The organism is Tessaracoccus rhinocerotis (assembly GCF_007197885.1).
GTDB lineage: Bacteria > Actinomycetota > Actinomycetes > Propionibacteriales > Propionibacteriaceae > Arachnia > Arachnia rhinocerotis.
The window spans coordinates 900631-917424 of sequence record NZ_VKKG01000001.1; the positions used below are offsets into that span (position 1 = coordinate 900631).

13 protein-coding genes are annotated in these 16794 nt (G+C 68.6%); 3 read left to right on the plus strand and 10 right to left on the minus strand.

Going from position 1 to position 16794, the window contains the following annotated elements:
• Window positions 1-14: 14 nt before the first annotated feature.
• The 6 genes from FOJ82_RS04350 to FOJ82_RS04375 form a co-directional block, all read right to left on the minus strand.
• Window positions 15-1040 carry an ABC transporter permease gene (locus FOJ82_RS04350; RefSeq protein WP_143937186.1) on the minus strand — a complete coding sequence of 342 codons (1026 nt, stop codon included), beginning with the start codon at window positions 1038-1040 and terminating at the stop codon, window positions 15-17.
• A complete protein-coding gene (locus tag FOJ82_RS04355; protein ID WP_143937187.1) occupies window positions 1037-2104 on the minus strand; it encodes an ABC transporter permease in 1068 nt (355 codons plus the stop codon). The genes FOJ82_RS04350 and FOJ82_RS04355 overlap by 4 nt, the downstream gene beginning before the upstream one ends.
• The gene (locus tag FOJ82_RS04360) at window positions 2101-3672 is read right to left on the minus strand and encodes a sugar ABC transporter ATP-binding protein (protein ID WP_143937188.1); all 1572 of its coding nucleotides are present in this window, start codon (window positions 3670-3672) and stop codon (window positions 2101-2103) included. Before FOJ82_RS04360 ends, FOJ82_RS04355 begins: the two co-directional genes overlap by 4 nt.
• 105 nt (window positions 3673-3777) lie before the next feature.
• Window positions 3778-4785 carry an ABC transporter substrate-binding protein gene (locus FOJ82_RS04365; protein WP_185975609.1) on the minus strand — a complete coding sequence of 336 codons (1008 nt, stop codon included), beginning with the start codon at window positions 4783-4785 and terminating at the stop codon, window positions 3778-3780.
• 164 nt (window positions 4786-4949) lie between these two features.
• Window positions 4950-6473 (minus strand): sugar ABC transporter ATP-binding protein, encoded by a 1524-nt coding sequence (locus FOJ82_RS04370; RefSeq protein ID WP_143937189.1) that lies wholly within the window; start codon window positions 6471-6473, stop codon window positions 4950-4952.
• Window positions 6470-7498 (minus strand): LacI family DNA-binding transcriptional regulator, encoded by a 1029-nt coding sequence (locus FOJ82_RS04375; RefSeq protein WP_143937190.1) that lies wholly within the window; start codon window positions 7496-7498, stop codon window positions 6470-6472. Before FOJ82_RS04375 ends, FOJ82_RS04370 begins: the two co-directional genes overlap by 4 nt.
• Window positions 7499-7697: 199 nt before the next feature.
• Here FOJ82_RS04375 and FOJ82_RS04380 point away from each other — a divergent pair, with 199 nt between their 5' ends.
• Together FOJ82_RS04380 and FOJ82_RS04385 are read left to right on the plus strand one after the other, a co-directional pair.
• Window positions 7698-10064: a beta-L-arabinofuranosidase domain-containing protein gene (locus tag FOJ82_RS04380; RefSeq protein ID WP_143937191.1), complete on the plus strand. Its 2367-nt coding sequence runs from the start codon at window positions 7698-7700 to the stop codon at window positions 10062-10064.
• 23 nt (window positions 10065-10087) lie between these two features.
• Window positions 10088-12352 carry an Ig-like domain-containing protein gene (locus FOJ82_RS04385; RefSeq protein ID WP_143937192.1) on the plus strand — a complete coding sequence of 755 codons (2265 nt, stop codon included), beginning with the start codon at window positions 10088-10090 and terminating at the stop codon, window positions 12350-12352.
• Window positions 12353-12438: 86 nt separating this feature from the next.
• Here FOJ82_RS04385 and FOJ82_RS04390 read toward each other — a convergent pair whose 3' ends face one another.
• Complete coding sequence (locus tag FOJ82_RS04390) at window positions 12439-13953, minus strand: NCS2 family permease (protein WP_246099736.1); 1515 nt, start codon at window positions 13951-13953, stop codon at window positions 12439-12441.
• Window positions 13954-14063: 110 nt separating this feature from the next.
• Here FOJ82_RS04390 and FOJ82_RS04395 point away from each other — a divergent pair, with 110 nt between their 5' ends.
• The gene (locus FOJ82_RS04395; protein WP_143937194.1) at window positions 14064-14591 is read left to right on the plus strand and encodes a lipoprotein LpqH; all 528 of its coding nucleotides are present in this window, start codon (window positions 14064-14066) and stop codon (window positions 14589-14591) included.
• A 105-nt stretch (window positions 14592-14696) separates the two neighbouring features.
• Here FOJ82_RS04395 and FOJ82_RS04400 read toward each other — a convergent pair whose 3' ends face one another.
• From FOJ82_RS04400 to nagB, 3 genes are all read right to left on the minus strand, one after another.
• Complete coding sequence (locus FOJ82_RS04400) at window positions 14697-15464, minus strand: DUF3027 domain-containing protein (RefSeq protein WP_143937195.1); 768 nt, start codon at window positions 15462-15464, stop codon at window positions 14697-14699.
• A 3-nt stretch (window positions 15465-15467) separates the two neighbouring features.
• Window positions 15468-15851 (minus strand): cold-shock protein, encoded by a 384-nt coding sequence (locus FOJ82_RS04405; RefSeq protein WP_143937196.1) that lies wholly within the window; start codon window positions 15849-15851, stop codon window positions 15468-15470.
• 95 nt (window positions 15852-15946) lie between these two features.
• Window positions 15947-16762: a glucosamine-6-phosphate deaminase gene (nagB, locus tag FOJ82_RS04410; RefSeq protein WP_143937197.1), complete on the minus strand. Its 816-nt coding sequence runs from the start codon at window positions 16760-16762 to the stop codon at window positions 15947-15949.
• Between the last annotated feature and the right edge of the window lie 32 nt (window positions 16763-16794).

Here is a 16794-nt window from a genome sequence, read left to right on the forward strand (position 1 = left end):
GACTGCGAGCTGCCTCAGTCGCGTTGTCGCGCGAGGACGAGGCGCTGGAGCAGGACGAACACGAGCAGGATTCCGCCGGTGATGATCGTCGTGGCCTCGGGCGGGATGCCGCCGTCGCGCGTGATCAGGACGATCATCAGGCCGAGCACCAGGGAGCCGACCACGGAGCCGAGTACGAAGCCCACGCCGCCGGTCAGCAGCGTGCCGCCGATGACGGTGGCGGCGATGGCGTCCAGTTCCCAGCCGATGCCCGTGATGTTCTGCGCGATCCCGAGCCGGGAGGTGTAGACGACGGCCGCCACGCCGGCGAGGAGTCCGCTGATCACGTAGACCCACATCTTGGTGGCGTGCACCGGCAGGCCCATCAGCTGCGCGGACTGCTCCGAGCCGCCGATGGCGTAGACGGTGCGCCCGGTGCGGGTGCGGTGCAGCAGGAACATCGCCACCAGCACCACCACGAGGGCGATGATGACACCGGGGGTGATGATGAGGTCGTTCACCTTCGGACCGTCGATGATCTTGAACTGCGTGGCGAGCGCCAGGATGCTGGCGTCCGCGGCCAACCGCTCCGGGACCGTGCTCAGCATCGAGGCGAGGCCTCGGGCTAGGAACATCATGGCGAGGGTGGCGATGAACGGCTGCACGTTGAAGTACTGCACCAGCACCCCGGAGACCACCCCGAACAGGCCGCCCATGGCAACCATCAGGAGCACCACGAGCCAGCCGTTCCAGCCGGCGTTGGTGAGCATCACCCCGGCCACGCTCGTGAAGGCGATCACGGCCCCGACGGAGAGGTCGATGCCTCCGGTGATGATCACGAAGGTCATGCCGACGGCGATGATGATCAGGTGAGAGTTGTTGATGAGCAGGTTCGACATCGTGCTCATCTGGACGATCCGGCCGTAGGCGACCTCGCCGTAGATCACCATGGCGATGAAGATCACCAGGGCGGCCAGCGTCGGCAGCAGTTCGAGGCGGAGCTTGATCCAGTCCTTCAGGGACGTGCTGGATCGGGACTCGGTCATGGTCGCGGCGGTCATGCTGCCACAGCCTCCTTCCGGGAGGGACGGGACCCGGTGGTCCTGCGGCTGCGCAGCAACTGCCGGACACGGTCGGACTGGATCAGGCAGAGCACGACGATGACCACGGCCTTGAAGGCCGGCGTCGCCGACGACGAGACGCCGAGGAACACCACCGTCTTGTCGAGGGTCGCGATCAGCAGGGCGCCCACCGTGGCGCCGGTCAGGTTGAACTTGCCGCCGGCAAGGGAGGTGCCGCCGATGACGACGGCGAGGATGGCGTCCATCTCGAGCTGGTAGCCCGTTCGGGAGATGTCCACGGTCATCACGCTTGCTGTGGCGAAGACGCCGGCCACACCGGACAGCAGGCCGGAGATGGAGTAGACGGCCAACAGCAGGCCGCGCCGGTTGACGCCTGCCAGTCGTGCGGCCTGCGGGTCCATGCCGATGGCCTCGATCATGAGTCCGAGCGCACTGCGGCGCACGAGCAGCCCGACGAGGACGACGATGGCCAGCGCGAGCAGGAACACCACGGGCAGCCCGAAGAGGTAGCCGTTGGCGATCCAGCGGAAGGAGTCGTTGACGGCGCTGGTGTTCTGGCCGCCGGTGATCACCTTCGCGATGCCGCGGCCGGCGAGCATCATGATCAGGGTGGAGATGAACGGTTGCAGGCCCACCACGGACACGAGGATTCCGTTGACGAGACCGACCACCGCGCTGACGAGCAGCGCAAGGCCGAGGGCGGCCATCGCCCCCGCGAAGGTGTTCGGGGCCGCCGCCAGGAACTGCATGGACACGGCTCCCGCGATCACCATCACGGACCCGACCGACAGGTCGATGCCGCTGGTGGCGATCACGAGGCACATCCCGATGGAGATCATCATGATGGGCGCCGCGGCTCGCAGGATGTCGACCAGGTTGCCGACCAGGGCGCCGTTGGCGTCGTTCCAGCCGATCGAGAGGTAGCTGGGGTCCTTGGTGAGGTTGACCAGGAGCAGAAGGACGATCGCGACGACCCCCCAGAAGTACTGGCGGCGCACGACCTCCTTCAGGAAGCCCGCTGGGCCGGTGCCGTTGTCGCTCACAGCGCGACCTCCTTGGTCTTGTGCGCACGGGCGACCGGCGCGTTCTGCTCTGTACTGTGGTCAGCGATGATCTTCACGATGGTCTCGGCCGAAACCTCGGGGCCATTGGTGACTTCCGCGATCATACGGTGGTCCTTGAGGACGATGATCCTGTCGCTCAGTCTGACCACCTCCTCGAGTTCCGAGGAGATGAAGATGACGGCGACGCCCTCGGCTGCCAGTTGCAGGACCTGCTCCTGGATCTCCGCCTTCGCGCCGACGTCGATGCCGCGCGTGGGTTCGTCGAGGATCAGGATGTCGGGCTTCGTGGCCAGCCAGCGGCCGAGGAGCGCCTTCTGCTGGTTTCCGCCGGAGAGGTTCCGCATGGCGCGGTTGGGGTCGGAGGGCCTCACGCCCAGCTCGACCATGTACTTGTCGACGATCTCGTCGACCTGCTTGCGCGGCAACGGCCTGGCCCAGCCGCGCTTGGCCTGCACGCCGAGGACGAGGTTCTCCCGGACCGTCAGGTCCCGGATGATGCCCTCGTCGCGGCGGTTCTCGCTGGAGAACGCGATCCGCCGGCGGAGTCCGGCTGCGGGGGTGTGCACGGCGACCTTGTGGCCGTGGATCTCGACGTCGCCGGAGTCGGGCCTGTCGGCCCCGTAGATGAGCCGGGCGAGTTCGGTACGACCGGAACCGAGTAGCCCGGCGAGGCCGACCACCTCGCCCCGCTTCAGTTCGATGTCGAACGGCTCGATGGAGCCCTTGCGGCCCAGGCCCCGGGCGAGGTAGACCGTCTCGGCGTCCTGCCGGTGGCCCCTGGCCGCGGACTGGGAGTCGAGGCTGCGCAGGGCGGTGATCTCCTTGCCGATCATCTTGCCGATCAGGCTGGCCTGGTCCAGTTCACCGGTGGCGTACTCCCCGACGAACTGGCCGTTGCGCAGCACCGTCAGGCGGTCGCTGATGGCGTAGACCTGCTCCAGGAAGTGGGAGACGAACAGGATCGCCACTCCCTCGTCGCGGAGCTGGCGCATGACCGAGAAGAGTTGCTCGACCTCGTTGGAGTCGAGGCTGGAGGTGGGCTCGTCGAGGATCAGCACGCGGGCCTGGGTGACCATCGCGCGGCTGATGGCCACGAGCTGCTGCATCGCCAGGGAGATCGACGCGAGGGACGCCCGCGGGTCGAGGTGCCCCAGCCCGAGCTTGCGGAGGGTCTTGGTGGCCGCCTCGTGGGTGGCCTTCCAGTTGACGCCGAAGCGGCCGCGGACCTCGTGGCCCAGCATGACGTTCTCGCCGATGCTCAGGTTCGAGCAGAGGTTCACCTCCTGGTAGACGGTTGACACCCCCGCCTCCTGGGCGTCGGCGGTGCCCTGGAACTGCACGACGTCGCCGTCGACCGAGATCACGCCCTCGTCGATCCGGTAGACGCCGGTCAGCGCCTTGATGAGCGTGGACTTGCCGGCACCGTTCTCACCCATGAGGGTGTGGACCTCGCCGGGGAACAGACGGAAGTCGACTCCGTCCAACGCCTTCACGCCCGGAAAACTGATGGAGATGTCCTTCATCTCCACGATTGGCGACTGCGACATCGCGATCTCCCTGAATCTGGTTGGCCGCCGCGAGTCTCCTCGCGGCCCGGAAAGTCGGGTGCGGGGCCCGGTGGGACCCCGCACCCGCCTCATTGCGTCAGTGGCTCAGAACTTCCGGTCCGGCAGGGCCTCCTCGGCGGCCTCCGGCGAGTCGAACGTCAGGCTCGGGACGATGATGTAGGAGTCCACGGACTCCCCGGCCAGCGTCTTGTTGACGACGTCGAGTGCGGTCTCGCCGAAGAGCGGGTTGTACTCCGCGACGAAGCTGAGCTTGCCGTCGGCGAGCGCCTGCAGGGCGTTCTTGGTGCCGTCGATCGTGGCGATCTTGACGTCCTCACCGGGGACCAGTCCGGCCTCCTCGACGGCCTGGACGGCGCCGAGACCCATCTCGTCGTTCTGCGCGAAGACCATCTGCACGTCGTTGTTGTTCGACTTCAGGACGGTCTCGAAGACGCTCTTGGCCTCCTCGGTGGACCAGTTGGCGGTCTGGGCGCCCAGCTTGTTGAAGCCCTCGGCCTCGCCGATCACGGCGTCCCAGCCCTCGTTGCGCTCGTTGACCACGGACACGCCGGCCGGGCCCTCGAGGACGAAGTAGTTCGCACCCTCGGGGAACTCCTCGATGGCCCAGTTGGCCACCGCGGACGAGACCTCGATGTTGTCCGGCGCGATGCGGGTGACGTAGAGGTCGGTGTTGTCCGGCTCGATGCCACGATCGATCAGGATGACCGGGATCTCGGCCTCCTGCGCACGGGTCAGGGAGTCCTCCCAGCCCGAGCCCTCTGTGGCAGAGAGCAGGATCACGTCCACGCCCTCGTCCACGAACGAGGTGAACGCGTCGATCTGGGACTTCTGGTCAAGGTTGGCCGCAGGCGCGTACTTCAGTTCGAAGCCAGCGTCCTCGGTGAACGTCTCCTGGATGTTCGCCTCGTTGGCCTGCCGCCACGCCCCCTCGGGGCCGACTGCCACGAAACCGACGGTGGTGAGGTCCCCCGAGGTTGCCTGGCCCTCTTCGGTCCCCTCGCCCCCGGCGGGGTCACCGCCGCAGGCCGTCAGCGCGAGCGCGCCGACCGCGACAAGTCCCATGAACTTGGCGAGGAATCTGTTGTTTGCCATGAATCTCCTCCTTGAGATGCCGCGGATCGGTGCGTTGCCTGCGCTGCTGCAGGCGGACCCGGTCCGACGAATCGTGCACGCGACCTCCGCGTGCAACACCGATGTTACCGGGAACATTCGGAACACTGCAAGCCCTGTGGCCCGTCGACAAGGTAACGATTTGGTCAAGCAGTGTCGTCGTCGGCGGCGATCAACTCGACGACCGTGTCCACGCTCACGCCTGGGCCGTTGCTCAGTTCCCCGATCTTGCGCCGGTCCTTCAGGACAACGATCCTGTCCCCCAGCCGCACCACCTCGTCCAACTCCGAGGAGATGAAGACCACCGCCATACCCTCGTCGGCGAGGTGGGCGATCTGCTTCTGGATCGCGAGCTTCGCCGCGATGTCGATCCCCTTGGTGGGCTCGTCGAGCACCAGGACCCGGGGGCGGGTGGCCAGCCAGCGCGCCAGCAGCACCTTCTGCTGCGCACCGCCGGACAGCGTGCCGACCAGCGTCTCCGGGCGGACGTCGCCGATCCCCAGGACCTCGATGTACCACTCGACGGTCTCCTGCCGCTCCTGCCTGGAGACCGGCCTGCCCCAGCCGCGGTTCGCCTGCAGCGCGAGCATGATGTTGTCGGAGATGCTCATCGACTCGATGACCCCGCCGAGGTGCCTGTTCTCGGGTGAGAGGACGAGTCGACGCCGCAGCCCCGCTCCCGGCCCCGAGCGGGTGACGGGCCTGCCTGCAACGAGCAACGCACCGCTCTCGGAGCGGTCGGTGGCCGTGAGCAGCCGGGCCAGCTCGGTCCGCCCGGAGCCGCGCAGCCCGGCCAGGGCCACGATCTCGCCCGGGAACAGCTCGAGGTGCGTGGCCTCGAACTCGCCGTCGCGGCCAATGTCGCGGGCCACCAGCACGGGGGGCCCCTCTGGGTCCTGCTGGTGGGCACGGCGCTGCGATCCGAGGGCCTGCAGCTCCTCGAAGTCCTGGCCCAGCATCTTGGAGATCAGCTCGGCACGGTCGATGTCGTCGGTGGCGAACTCGCCCACCACGCGCCCGTCGCGCAGCACTGTGATGCGGTCGCTGATGGCGTAGACCTGTTCGAGGAAGTGCGAGACGAACACGACCGCGACGCCGCTGTCGCGGAGCTGGCGGACCACCTTGAACAACCGGTTGACGTCGGCTGGTTCGAGCGACGAGGTGGGCTCGTCCAGCAGCACCACCCGCGGATCGCCAACCATGGCGCGGGCAATGGCGACGAGTTGCTGGACGGGCGGGGTCAGCGCGTCCAGCCTGGTGCGCGGGTCGAGGTCAGCGAGCCCGAGGCGCGCCAGTTGCTCACTGGCGGAGGTGCGCAGGGCACGCCAGTCGATCCCGAACCTCCCGCGCGGCTCGTTGCCCAGCATGATGTTCTCCGCCACGCTCAGCCGGTGGCCCAGCTCGATGTCCTGGAACACCGTGGCGATGCCGAGGTCCCGGCTGGCCGCCGGTGAGTTGAGCACCACCGACTCCCCGTCGAGGAGCACCTCGCCGGAGGCAGGGGCGTTGACGCCGGTGAGCACCTTCACGACCGTCGACTTGCCGGCGCCGTTCTGGCCCATGAGGGCGTGCACCTCACCGGGGAAGAACCGGATGCTCGCGTCCTGCAGCGCCTCCACCCCGGGGAAGCTGACGGTGACTCCCCTGAGCTCGACCAGCGGCTCGGTCATCTCGCACCGGACCTCGGCGCCGCCGTGGAGGACCGCACCACCAGGTCCACCCCCAGCTTCGTGCGCTGTGGGATCTCGCTGCCCTCGGCGGCAGCCTTCATCACCTCGACGGCCTTCACGCCCAGGTCGTGGAAGCCCTGTCGGACGGTGGTCAGTGGAGGCAGGAAGTGGGAGGCCAGCGGGACGTCGTCGAAGCCGACGACGCTGATCTCGTCGGGGACCGAGATGCCGCGGTCGTGGAAGCCGTGGACCAGACCGAGGGCCATCTCGTCGTTGGCCGCGAAGATCGCCGTGTAGTCGGGCCGGCGCTTGAGGCCCTTGGCGAAGTCATAGGCGAAGTCCGCGGACCAGTCCCCCACGACGATGGGGCGCTCGCGCATCCCCCACTCCTTGCGCCTGTGGTTGTAGGCCCGCTCGCGGGCGCGGGCGTCGAGCCAGTCGAGCGGCCCCGACAGGTGCAGGACGTCGCGGTGCCCGAGATCCGCCAGGTGGTCGACGAGCAGGTTCGCGCCCTGCTTCTGGTCCAGGGAGACGGTCAGGAAGTTGGGGTCGCCCTCGGCCTTGATCACCAGCACGGGCACGTCGATGTTGATCCGACGCAGCGTCGCCACCGATGAGGACCGGGGAGCGATGACGCACAGGGCGTCGACACCCTGGCCCGTCAGGTGGTCCACTGCGGCCTGCGGTGACAGTTCGCCCTCCTCGTCCTGCAGACCCACGGAGGTCACGAAGTAGCCGGCCGCGCGGGCGGCGGTCTCCACGCCGCGCAGCATGCTGCTGGGCCCGTACTCCTGGGCGGCCTCCACCAGCACCCCGAAGCGTCGGGTCTTCTGGGTTGCCAGCGCCCGGGCGGCGACGTTGGGACGGTAGTTGAGTTGCGCGATCACCTCCAGGACCCGCTTGCGGGTCTCCGGTCGGATGCTCGGGTGGTTGTTGACGACGCGGGACACGGTCATGTGCGAGACACCGGCGGCGGCAGCCACCTGCCGGATGTTGGGCCGTGCCGGCAACGTCTGGTCACTCATCGGCACTCCCTTCCCGGACATCGTGACGGCCCCGCTGGCGTTCGTCCGCGGGTCAGGCACCAGTGTGGCACCACTGTGCGGGAAGGGTGTGAATCGCCCTCCCGAAAAGGGTTATCGAAACCGATTGTTCCCGGTAACATCCCTCGGACGGACGTCACCGAACGACGTTTCCGGAGCTCGACTCGAGGAGGAGTAGGCAATGAAATCGTCACAACCATGGCACGCACGGCTTTCCCGTCGCGGTGTCCTCGTGGGGGGCGCGGTCGCAGGGGGAACGCTGACCGCAGGCACCCTGCTGCCGCAGCTGGGGTCCGCGGCACCACCCACCCCCGCGGCGACCGCGGCAGCCCGGCTGATAGCCAACCCGGCGGGCTGGTCGGTGGAGCCGTTCCCCCTCTCGGACGTCACCCTGGACCCGGGCAGCGTCTTCGAGCGCGGCCGACGCAACATGCTGGAATTGGCACGTCGCTACCCGCTCGAGAGCCTGTTGGTCATCTTCCGCCTGCAGGCGGGACTCATCACCCGGGAGGAGGCCCTGGCCGCCCGTCCTGCCGGCGGTTGGGAGGGCTGGCCCGACGGGGGCGTCGATGCCGCCATCGAGCAGCGCTGGGGTGACGACTATGTGCGGGGCACGAACCGGGCCGGGGCATCGGGCCTGCTGCGCGGCCACTACAGCGGACACATGCTGTCCATGCTCTCCATGGCCTATGCATCCACCCACGACGAGGCCATCCTGCAGCGGGTGCAGCAACTCGTCGACGGTCTCGAGGAGTGCCGCGCCGCGATGGCCGCGGGCAAGGGCGGCGTCACGTACTCGCACCCCGGCTTCCTGTCCGCCTACGGCGAGTGGCAGTTCTCGGCGCTGGAGGAGTTCGCCCCCTACGGCGAGATCTGGGCGCCGTACTACACCCTCGCCAAGATCCTGGCCGGGCTGGTGGAGGCGTACCGCCACTGCGGATACCAGCCCGCGCTGGCACTGGCGCAGGGCATCGGGCACTGGGTGCACAGCAGGCTCTCCAAGTGCTCCGTCGAGCAGCTGCAGCGGATGTGGTCCATCTACATCGGCGGCGAGTTCGGCGGCATGAACGAGGCGCTCTACGACCTGTGGGTCATCTCGGAGGGCCAGCCGGACCCGTACGACGCGCCTCGCGACGAGTTCCTCGAATGCGCGCAGCTCTTCGACCAGGATCGACTGATCGCCTCCTGCACGGCCGGCGAGGATCCCCTCACTGACCTGCACGCGAACCAGCACATCCCCCAGTTCGTCGGCTACGCCAAGCTGGCAGCGGCCGAACTGACGCCCCGGGCCGGCGCGGAGGGCTTCGACTACCACGCCACGGCCCGGAACTTCTACGCGATGATCAATCCGGGTCGGATGTATGCCCACGGCGGTACCGGCGAAGGCGAGATGTGGGGTCCCCCGCACACCGTCGCCGGGGACATCGGCAGCCGCAACGCCGAGTCGTGCGCGGCATACAACATGTTGAAGGTGTCCCGGTCCCTGTTCTTCATGGAACCGGACGCCGCCTACATGGACTACTACGAGCGCACCCTGCTCAACCACGTCCTCGGCGGGCGCACCCGCGGACTCGACAACGCCGACAACGAGGGCACGGCCCTGAGCCCCGGCAACTGCTACATGTATCCGGTCCACCCCGGGGCCACCAAGGAGTACGGCAACGGCAACATCGGCACCTGTTGCGGCGGCAGCGCCCTCGAGAGCCACATCAAGTACCAGGACACCATCTGGACCCACGCCAAGGACGACTCGGCGCTCTACGTGAACCTGTACATGCCCTCAACCCTGGACTGGACCACCAAGGGGGTCGTGGTGCAGCAGATCACGGAGTACCCCCAAGCGGAAACGTCCAACATCACCGTCACCGACGGTGGGGGCGAGTTTGCGCTGCACGTCCGGATCCCCGCCTGGACCAACGGTGCGACCGTGGCCGTCAACGGCGCGGAGCCGGAGTCGGCGGCCAGCGGCGGCTACCACGTCGTCCCGGCCCGGAGGTGGGCCGTCGGCGACACCGTCGAGGTCACGATCCCGATGGAGCTGCGCACGGAGGCCTCCGACGACCGGGCCGACATCCAGTCCCTGTTCTACGGACCGACCCTGCTCAATGCACTCGGCAGTTCCAAGTCGTTCCTGAACTTCAGCTTCTACCGGCGGCTGGGGCTCGATGCCACCATCCAGCACGGGTACCGGCGTCGGACCGACGAGACCCACGGCCACTTCCTGTTCGAGATCGACGGCACCACCTTCGAGCCCGCCTGGAACGGCAACAACTCCGCCTACCACATGTACTTCCAGCGCTCGGAGGACACCATCGCCTTCGCCGGCGCCGACTCGGGGCTGCGGAACCCGCAGCGCACCCTGGTCCGGGACGGCCGGGAACAGACTGTGACGCTGCTGGACGAGGTCTGGGAGTCGGCCCCGTTCGTCGACCGAGGCGAGTTCCTGGCGGCGGTGCGCGACGTCACCGACGACTGGCAGGCAGCCGGGCAGCTCAGCTCCCGCAACCGCCAGACCATCCTCGTGACGGCCGGGAAGGCGAGGCTCTGACAATGACTACGAAGGAGAAGAACGTGAACAGGAGCCGAGGCCCAATCGGGCGGCTCGCCGTGGCGGCGCTGGTGTTGGCCACCGCCGTGATGGGATCGCTGGCCCCCGCCGCGGGAGCCGCCCCCATCAACGTGGCCCTGGCCACCAACCCGGGCGGCAACGGCCCCACCGTCGAGTTGTCGCACGTCAACGCGGGCTCACCGGAGATCCTCATCGATGGCGCCTCCGGCAACGGGAGCGACCGGGGGACCAACTGGAACGCCTGGCCGGAGAGCAGCGGCACGACCGTCACGCTCAGCTGGCCGTTCCTGGTGGACGTGAGCAGCACCACGTTCCACGCCTGGACCGACTGCCCCACCACCACCAGCTGCGGCGGCGGGGTGTACATCCCCTCCGACGTGGAGGTCCAGACCTGGGACAAGGAGTCCGAGGACTGGGTCGCCGTCACGCTGGCCGGTGCGGCACCGATGATGCCCGTCGGCGTCGACGACGTGCGGGACTACCCGATCAGCCACGAGTTCGAGGAGGTGCGCACGTCGTCGCTCCGCTTCACCTTCCCCGGCCAGAACCGGCCTGTGGGAGCCACGGAGGTGGAGGTCTTCGGTGAGAACACCGACGTCCCGAGCATCGATCCCGACCCGATCGACCCCGGCCACCCCGGTGTCTTCATCGAGCACGAGCAGGTGGAGCTGCGCACGGTCCCCGGCGAACTGCCAGACCTCCCCGATACCATCTGGGCCCTGTACGAGGCCGACGTGGACCGAGCAGACGCCGGCCTTTCCCCTCTGGTCAATGATCTTGCCGTGGTCTGGGACGCCGACGCGGTGGCCGCAACGGACTATGACGAGGCCGGCGATTCCTTCACCATCCCCGGAACCGTCGACGCCGTCGCTCTCTCGGCGACGGTCACGGTGCACGAGTCCCTCTCCGACGAGGTGAGCGAGGTCGACCCGGCCTCCACCCTCACCACACCAGGGCTCGCGCCGGTGTTCCCGGCAACCGTCACCGTCACCTACGCCGACGGTTCCCGCTCGAGCGGGGTTCCGGCCGACTGGGCCGCCGTCGTGGCCGGGGACTACGACGCCGTGGACGACTTCGCCCTGGTGGACGCAACCGTCGCCGGAGTCGTCAGGGAGGCGCTCGGCGTCTTCTTCGTCGTCGCACCCTCCCCCGCGGACGCCCCGCCGGTGCTCCTGCTCGACTTCGCCGAGGACTCCCTGGCGGCCAGCGGCTGGCACACCACCGCGCCGCGCGTCAGCGTCCAGGCTGACCGGGGTGTCACCGACTCCGAGATCGTCGCACTCGAGTACTGCCTGACCGACTGCACCGAGGGTGGCGCGGGCTGGGCGGACTACTCCTTCCCGGTCTTCATCGAGGAGCAGGGCGAGGTGACCTTCCGTGCCCGGGCCACCGACGACGGCGGCCGCGTCGGCGAGGCGGAGATCCGGATCCGGATCGACACCTCGGCACCGACCACGACCGCCACCGAGGCGGTCGAGGGCCGCGACGCAGTGGTCGAGCTCAACGCCTCCGACGGCGAACACGGCTCGGGCGTGACCCGGACCGTGTGGTCCTCCGGCCCCTCCAGCGACCCGAACAGCTCGGAGAACGTGATGTGGGGTACCTACGACCCGGCCGAGAAGATCCAGATACAGCTGTCCACGGAGCGCCGGACCTACGTCCACTTCCGCTCGGAGGACGCGGCGGGCCACGTCGAGGATGTCCGGACGCTCGAGTACGAGCCGGCCGAGGAGGCCGAGCCGACCCCGACCCTCGAGCCGAGCCCGGATCCCAGCCCCGAACCGACCGGTGAGCCCAGCACGACGCCGAGCGGGCGGCCCACTCCAGCGCCCACCACCTCGCCGTCCACCCCGGCGCTCGACGTCTATTCAACGCCGGGCTTCCACAACGTGAACGGCCGGCGGTGGTACACCACCTGCGAGCCGTACTCGCAGACCATCCGGTGCACCACCCAGATCTGGGCCACCCAGGTCACCGGCGAGAACGGCACCTTCGCCAATCGGTCCGGATGGTACTTCAACAACCTGACCTACCTGCCGTACATGAGCCGCACACAGTGGGCGGCCAACCCGCTGGGCAGGGCGGGCGCCTTCACCAGTGATGGGCGCCAGTGGCGAACCGAGTGCGACACGGCTGCCACCGGGCGCGGTGGTTGCCGCTCCTTCGTGATGGCAGACGTCGTGCACGCCACGAAGGCCGCCGACGGCACCTGGCAGTTCCGGCAGCGGCACGAGTGGGTGTTCAACAACATCGTCCGCTTCGGCTGACCCGGACGCTCCAAGGAGCAGAGCGACGACGGCCACCCCGCCCGGGGTGGCCGTCGTCGTCGTGGTCGAGGGTGTCGTACCGGGTCTCAGCCCTCGATCAGCGAAAGGATCGGGCCCTGCATGAAGTAGATGATGAACATGACAGCCACCACGTACATCAGCGGGTGGACCTGCTTGGCCCGACCGCGCACCAGCTTGATGAACACGTAGGCCAGGAAGCCTGCGCCGATGCCGACGGTGATCGAGTAGGCGAACGGCATCAGGATGATGGTCAGGAAGGCCGGGATAGCGAGGTCGGCGTCCTTCCAGTTGACGTCCACCACCTGGGCGATCATCAGGAAGCCCACGAACACCAGGACCGGCGAGGCCGCCTCGGAGGGGACCATGTTGATCAGTGGCGAGGCGATGATGGCCAGCAAGAAGGCGATGCCGGTGAACACCGACGCGAGACCCGTGCGGGCGCCCTCGCCGACGCCGGCGGTCGACTCGACGTAGGCGGTGTTGGAGGAGACGGAGCCGAGGCCACCGGCCACGGCGGCCAGGGAGTCGACGAGCAGGATCTCGGTGGTGTGCGGCGGCATGTCGTTCTCGTCGAGGATGCCACCTTCGGCGCCGACGGCCACCATCGTGCCCATGGTGTCGAAGAAGTCAGCGAGCAGGAGCGAGAACACGAGCACCAGCAGGGCGACGAAGCGCGTGACGGAGAATTGGCCGTCCACGAAGAAAGCGCCCACCATGTCCACGCGGCCCAACAGGCTGAGGTCCGGTGCGGCGAAGTTGCCGAGCTCGGGGACGTTGAGCGCCCACCCGGTCGCGTTCTCGGCGCTCTGCGGGCCGAGCTTCGAGACGGCCTCGATGATGATGGCGAGGACGGTGGCGGTGACGATCGAGATCAGCATCGCGCCCTTGACCCTGAGCACGTGCAGCGCGATCAGCAGGAACAGTCCGACGACGAAGACGAGGATGGGCCAACCCATGAGCGAGCCGGCGATGCCGAGCTCGACCGGCGGGGTGGCGGTGCTGCGGACCACGCCGGCGTTGATCAGGCCGACGAAGGCGATGAACAGGCCGATGCCGACGCTGATGGCTGTGCGCAGCGCCTTCGGCACCGCCTTGAACACGGCGGTCCGGAAGCCGGTCAGCACCAGGATGGTGATCAGGATGCCCTCCCACACCACCAGGCCCATGGCCTGCGGCCACGTCATCTGCGGCGCGAGGACGTAGGCGACCAGGGCATTGAGGCCCAGTCCTGTCGCCAGACCGATCGGGAACCGGCCGATGACGCCCATCAGGATGGTCATGACGCCGGCGATCAGTGCGGTGGCAGCGGCCACCATGCCGATCGAAGCGGCGACCGCGCCGTCGACGTCCGGCGAGACGCCCGAGATGAGCAGGCCGTTCTTGTCGGTGGCCGTGCCGATGATGAGGGGGTTCAGCGCGATGATGTAGGCCATCGCGAAGAAGGTCACGAGGCCACCGCGCAACTCCTGCCCGACGGTGGAACCGCGGCCGGTGATGTTGAAGTGTCGTTCGATCCAGGAGCTGGTGTCCGCCGGGGCGGACTCGGGCCGACGGACGGCCTTTGGGGACTTGTTGATCACGGGCGACCATGTTAGCGGCCCTGAGCTGATCACGCCGCGTGCCCGCGTGGTACCGAGCGACCTCCTGGACCCGGTAGATTCTGACATGAGGAAAGGCAGGATCCACGAACATGAAGAACTGGAAGTCAATCACCCTCTCCGGAGTCGGCATCGTCGCCGTGCTCGCCATGTCGGCCTGCACCGATTCCGGGGTCGAGGTCCCCTTGCCCGGCGAGGGAACCGGCTCGGCGAACGCCAGCCAGCCACAGGCCGAACCCGAGCAGCCGGCCGAGCCCGGCGAGGTGGAAACCCCCGCCCCCGAGGGTGGCGCCGCCGCCCGCGTGGGTGATACCGAGATCACGATCGACAAGGTCGCGTGCACCGTGATCCAGGGCAAGTGGTCGATGAGCGGCAGCGACGCGGAGGCCGACGACAAGGTGGCCGTCACCGGACCCGAGGACCGTTCCGCCGTCGAGACTGCCAGCGTCGTCCTCGCCGACGGCACCGTCGTCCAGGTCATGCCCGGCACCGGCACCGCCTCCATCGCCTGGGAGGGCGAGACCTTCACCGTCACCGGCACGGGTGCCCTGATGAACCTCAACGAGCCCGACGCCACGGGCGAGGAGGAGGACTTCGTCATCACGGCCACCTGCGGCTGACCGACGCACCGCGAGCGAAGCGAGCCCGGTTCGTCGGAATACGAAGTCCGCGCGAGCGGAGCGAGCACCTGGCTCGGGGCCCACGGGGGCGGGCCCCCGTGCGTGTCAGTCGAAGAGGCCGTCGTCGATGCTGATGGTGTCGAAGACAGGCGCGGGCAGCTCCCGGGGACGCTCCGCCGCGACGACGTCGGAATGGCCCCCGCACCCGTGGTCCAGGCTCACCACGCGGCCGTCGGAGGGCGAGTACTCGTTTGCGCAGGCGCCGAACAGGGTCCCCAGCGAGCCGCGCAGCGGCACGAAGTAGGCGCAGGTGGCGCAATTGGCCGGCGCCTGGCGGGAGGCCTCGTCGTCGGGTCCGGGAGGGCCTGCGAGCCAACGCTCGGCCGCCAGGTCCCTGCCCTCGCGGGAAAGGACGCGTTCACGACCGAGGCCGAGCTCGGCGACGGTGGAGCGCAGCTGCACCCACTCCGCCGGATCGGCGTCGACGGGGAGGTCGGTGGCGGCGAACCCTGGCTCGAGGCGTGGGTCATTGTCCGGCGTCGCCATGAGCATGCCGGCGCCGATGTCACCGGGACCGATCCGGTCCTCCCAAGGGATCCAGTCGGGCGCGAGGAGGGCGCCGCTCTGCGGCAGCAGGACCACCTCGTTGACCGTGGGCTCCTTCGCCCGGGAGGCCCGCACGAGGGTCACTGCCCAGTGCCAGCCGGCGTAGCCGGGCAGCTGTGCGTCGAAGTAGTGGGTGACGATGCGCTCGGCCTCCGCCACGGCTGCCTGGTGCTCGCCGACGGCGTCGGCACCGGCCTGCTCGACGGCGGCCTCGCGGGCGAGGTCGACCGCAGCCGCCGTGACTGCATCCAGTTTGGGGGAGGCCATTGGTCACAACTCCAGTTCGTCGGCGACGCGGCGCAGCAACTGCGCCGTGCTCGCGGCTTGCTTGTCATCGGGGTGGCGGCCACGGCGGTATCCGTTGCCCAGTGAGTCGAGGAGGCTGATCAGGTCCTCGACGATGACCGCCATCTGTTCGGGCTTCTTGCGCAGCGCCTTCGACAGCGATGGCGGTGCGTCGATCAGCTCCACGGAGAGCGCCTGCTCGCCGCGGCGGCCGTCCATGACGCCGAACTCAACGCGCTGCCCGGCCTTCAGGGAGGACACTCCCGCGGGCAGGACGTTGGCGCGCACGTAAACGTCGCCGCCGCCGTCCTTGGTGATGAAACCAAAACCCTTGTCGGCGTCGAAGAACCGCACCTTTCCAGTGGGCACAGCCATTCCCTCGCTATCTACTCGCTCGACTTCCCACTGTATCGCGCCGGGGAAGCCCGCGCCCACCCGGGAGCCGGGCGGGCTCGGCGGGCGGGTCAGCCGGCGGAGACGTTGGACAGCTGGGACCCATCGTCGGGGCCCCCGGTGATGGGGAGCTCGAGCGAGTGGCGGAAGTAATCGGCGTAGCGGAGCTTGGCCCCGGCGGCCTCGTCCACCACGACGAACACCTTGGGATGGAACTGCAGGATCGACGCCGGACACACCCCCGCGACGGGTCCCTCCACCATGGCCGCCACCGCGTCGGCCTTGTGCTCCCCGGAGGCCACCATCACGATCGCCCGGGCCTCCATGATGGTGCCGAGGCCCTGGGTGACGCAGTGCGTGGGCACGGCCTCGCCGTCGGAGAAGAAGCGCGCGTTGTCCTCCCTCGTCTGGCGGGTGAGGGTCTTGACCCGGGTGCGGGAGGAGAACGACGAGGTGGGCTCGTTGAAGCCGATGTGGCCGTTGGTGCCGATGCCCAGGATCTGGACGTCGACGCCGCCGGCGTCGGCGATGGCGTTGTCGTACTCGAGGGCGGCCGCCGCCAGGTCGGGTGCGAAGCCGTTCGGCACGCGGACCCGTGCGGGGTCCATCCGGAACGGCTCCTGGACCGTGCGGCGGATGGTCTCCTTGTAGCTGAGCGGGTGCTCGGGCGGGATGCCGACGTACTCGTCGAGCGCGAACGCCAGCCCGTGGGAGAGGTCGACCTCCCCGGCCTCGATGCGGCGGGCGAGCTCCTCGTAGAGCTGGACGGGTGAGCTTCCGGTGGCAACTCCGAGGACCGGGGTCTGGTTGCCGGCGATGCTCGAGATCACGCGATCGGCCGCGACGGCACCGACTTCCGCCTCATTCGGACAGATGACGACTTCCATTGCTGTACTCCTGTTGATGGCCCCGACACGGG

Coding starts and splice junctions, on each gene's coding strand:
- FOJ82_RS04350 (WP_143937186.1), bottom strand. CDS start 1,040: ATGACCGCCGCGACCATGACCGAGTCCCGATCCAGCACGTCCCTGAAG.
- FOJ82_RS04360 (WP_143937188.1), bottom strand. CDS start 3,672: ATGTCGCAGTCGCCAATCGTGGAGATGAAGGACATCTCCATCAGTTTT.
- FOJ82_RS04365 (WP_185975609.1), bottom strand. CDS start 4,785: ATGGCAAACAACAGATTCCTCGCCAAGTTCATGGGACTTGTCGCGGTC.
- FOJ82_RS04370 (WP_143937189.1), bottom strand. CDS start 6,473: ATGACCGAGCCGCTGGTCGAGCTCAGGGGAGTCACCGTCAGCTTCCCC.
- FOJ82_RS04375 (WP_143937190.1), bottom strand. CDS start 7,498: ATGAGTGACCAGACGTTGCCGGCACGGCCCAACATCCGGCAGGTGGCT.
- FOJ82_RS04380 (WP_143937191.1), top strand. CDS start 7,698: ATGAAATCGTCACAACCATGGCACGCACGGCTTTCCCGTCGCGGTGTC.
- FOJ82_RS04395 (WP_143937194.1), top strand. CDS start 14,064: ATGAAGAACTGGAAGTCAATCACCCTCTCCGGAGTCGGCATCGTCGCC.
- FOJ82_RS04400 (WP_143937195.1), bottom strand. CDS start 15,464: ATGGCCTCCCCCAAACTGGATGCAGTCACGGCGGCTGCGGTCGACCTC.
- nagB (WP_143937197.1), bottom strand. CDS start 16,762: ATGGAAGTCGTCATCTGTCCGAATGAGGCGGAAGTCGGTGCCGTCGCG.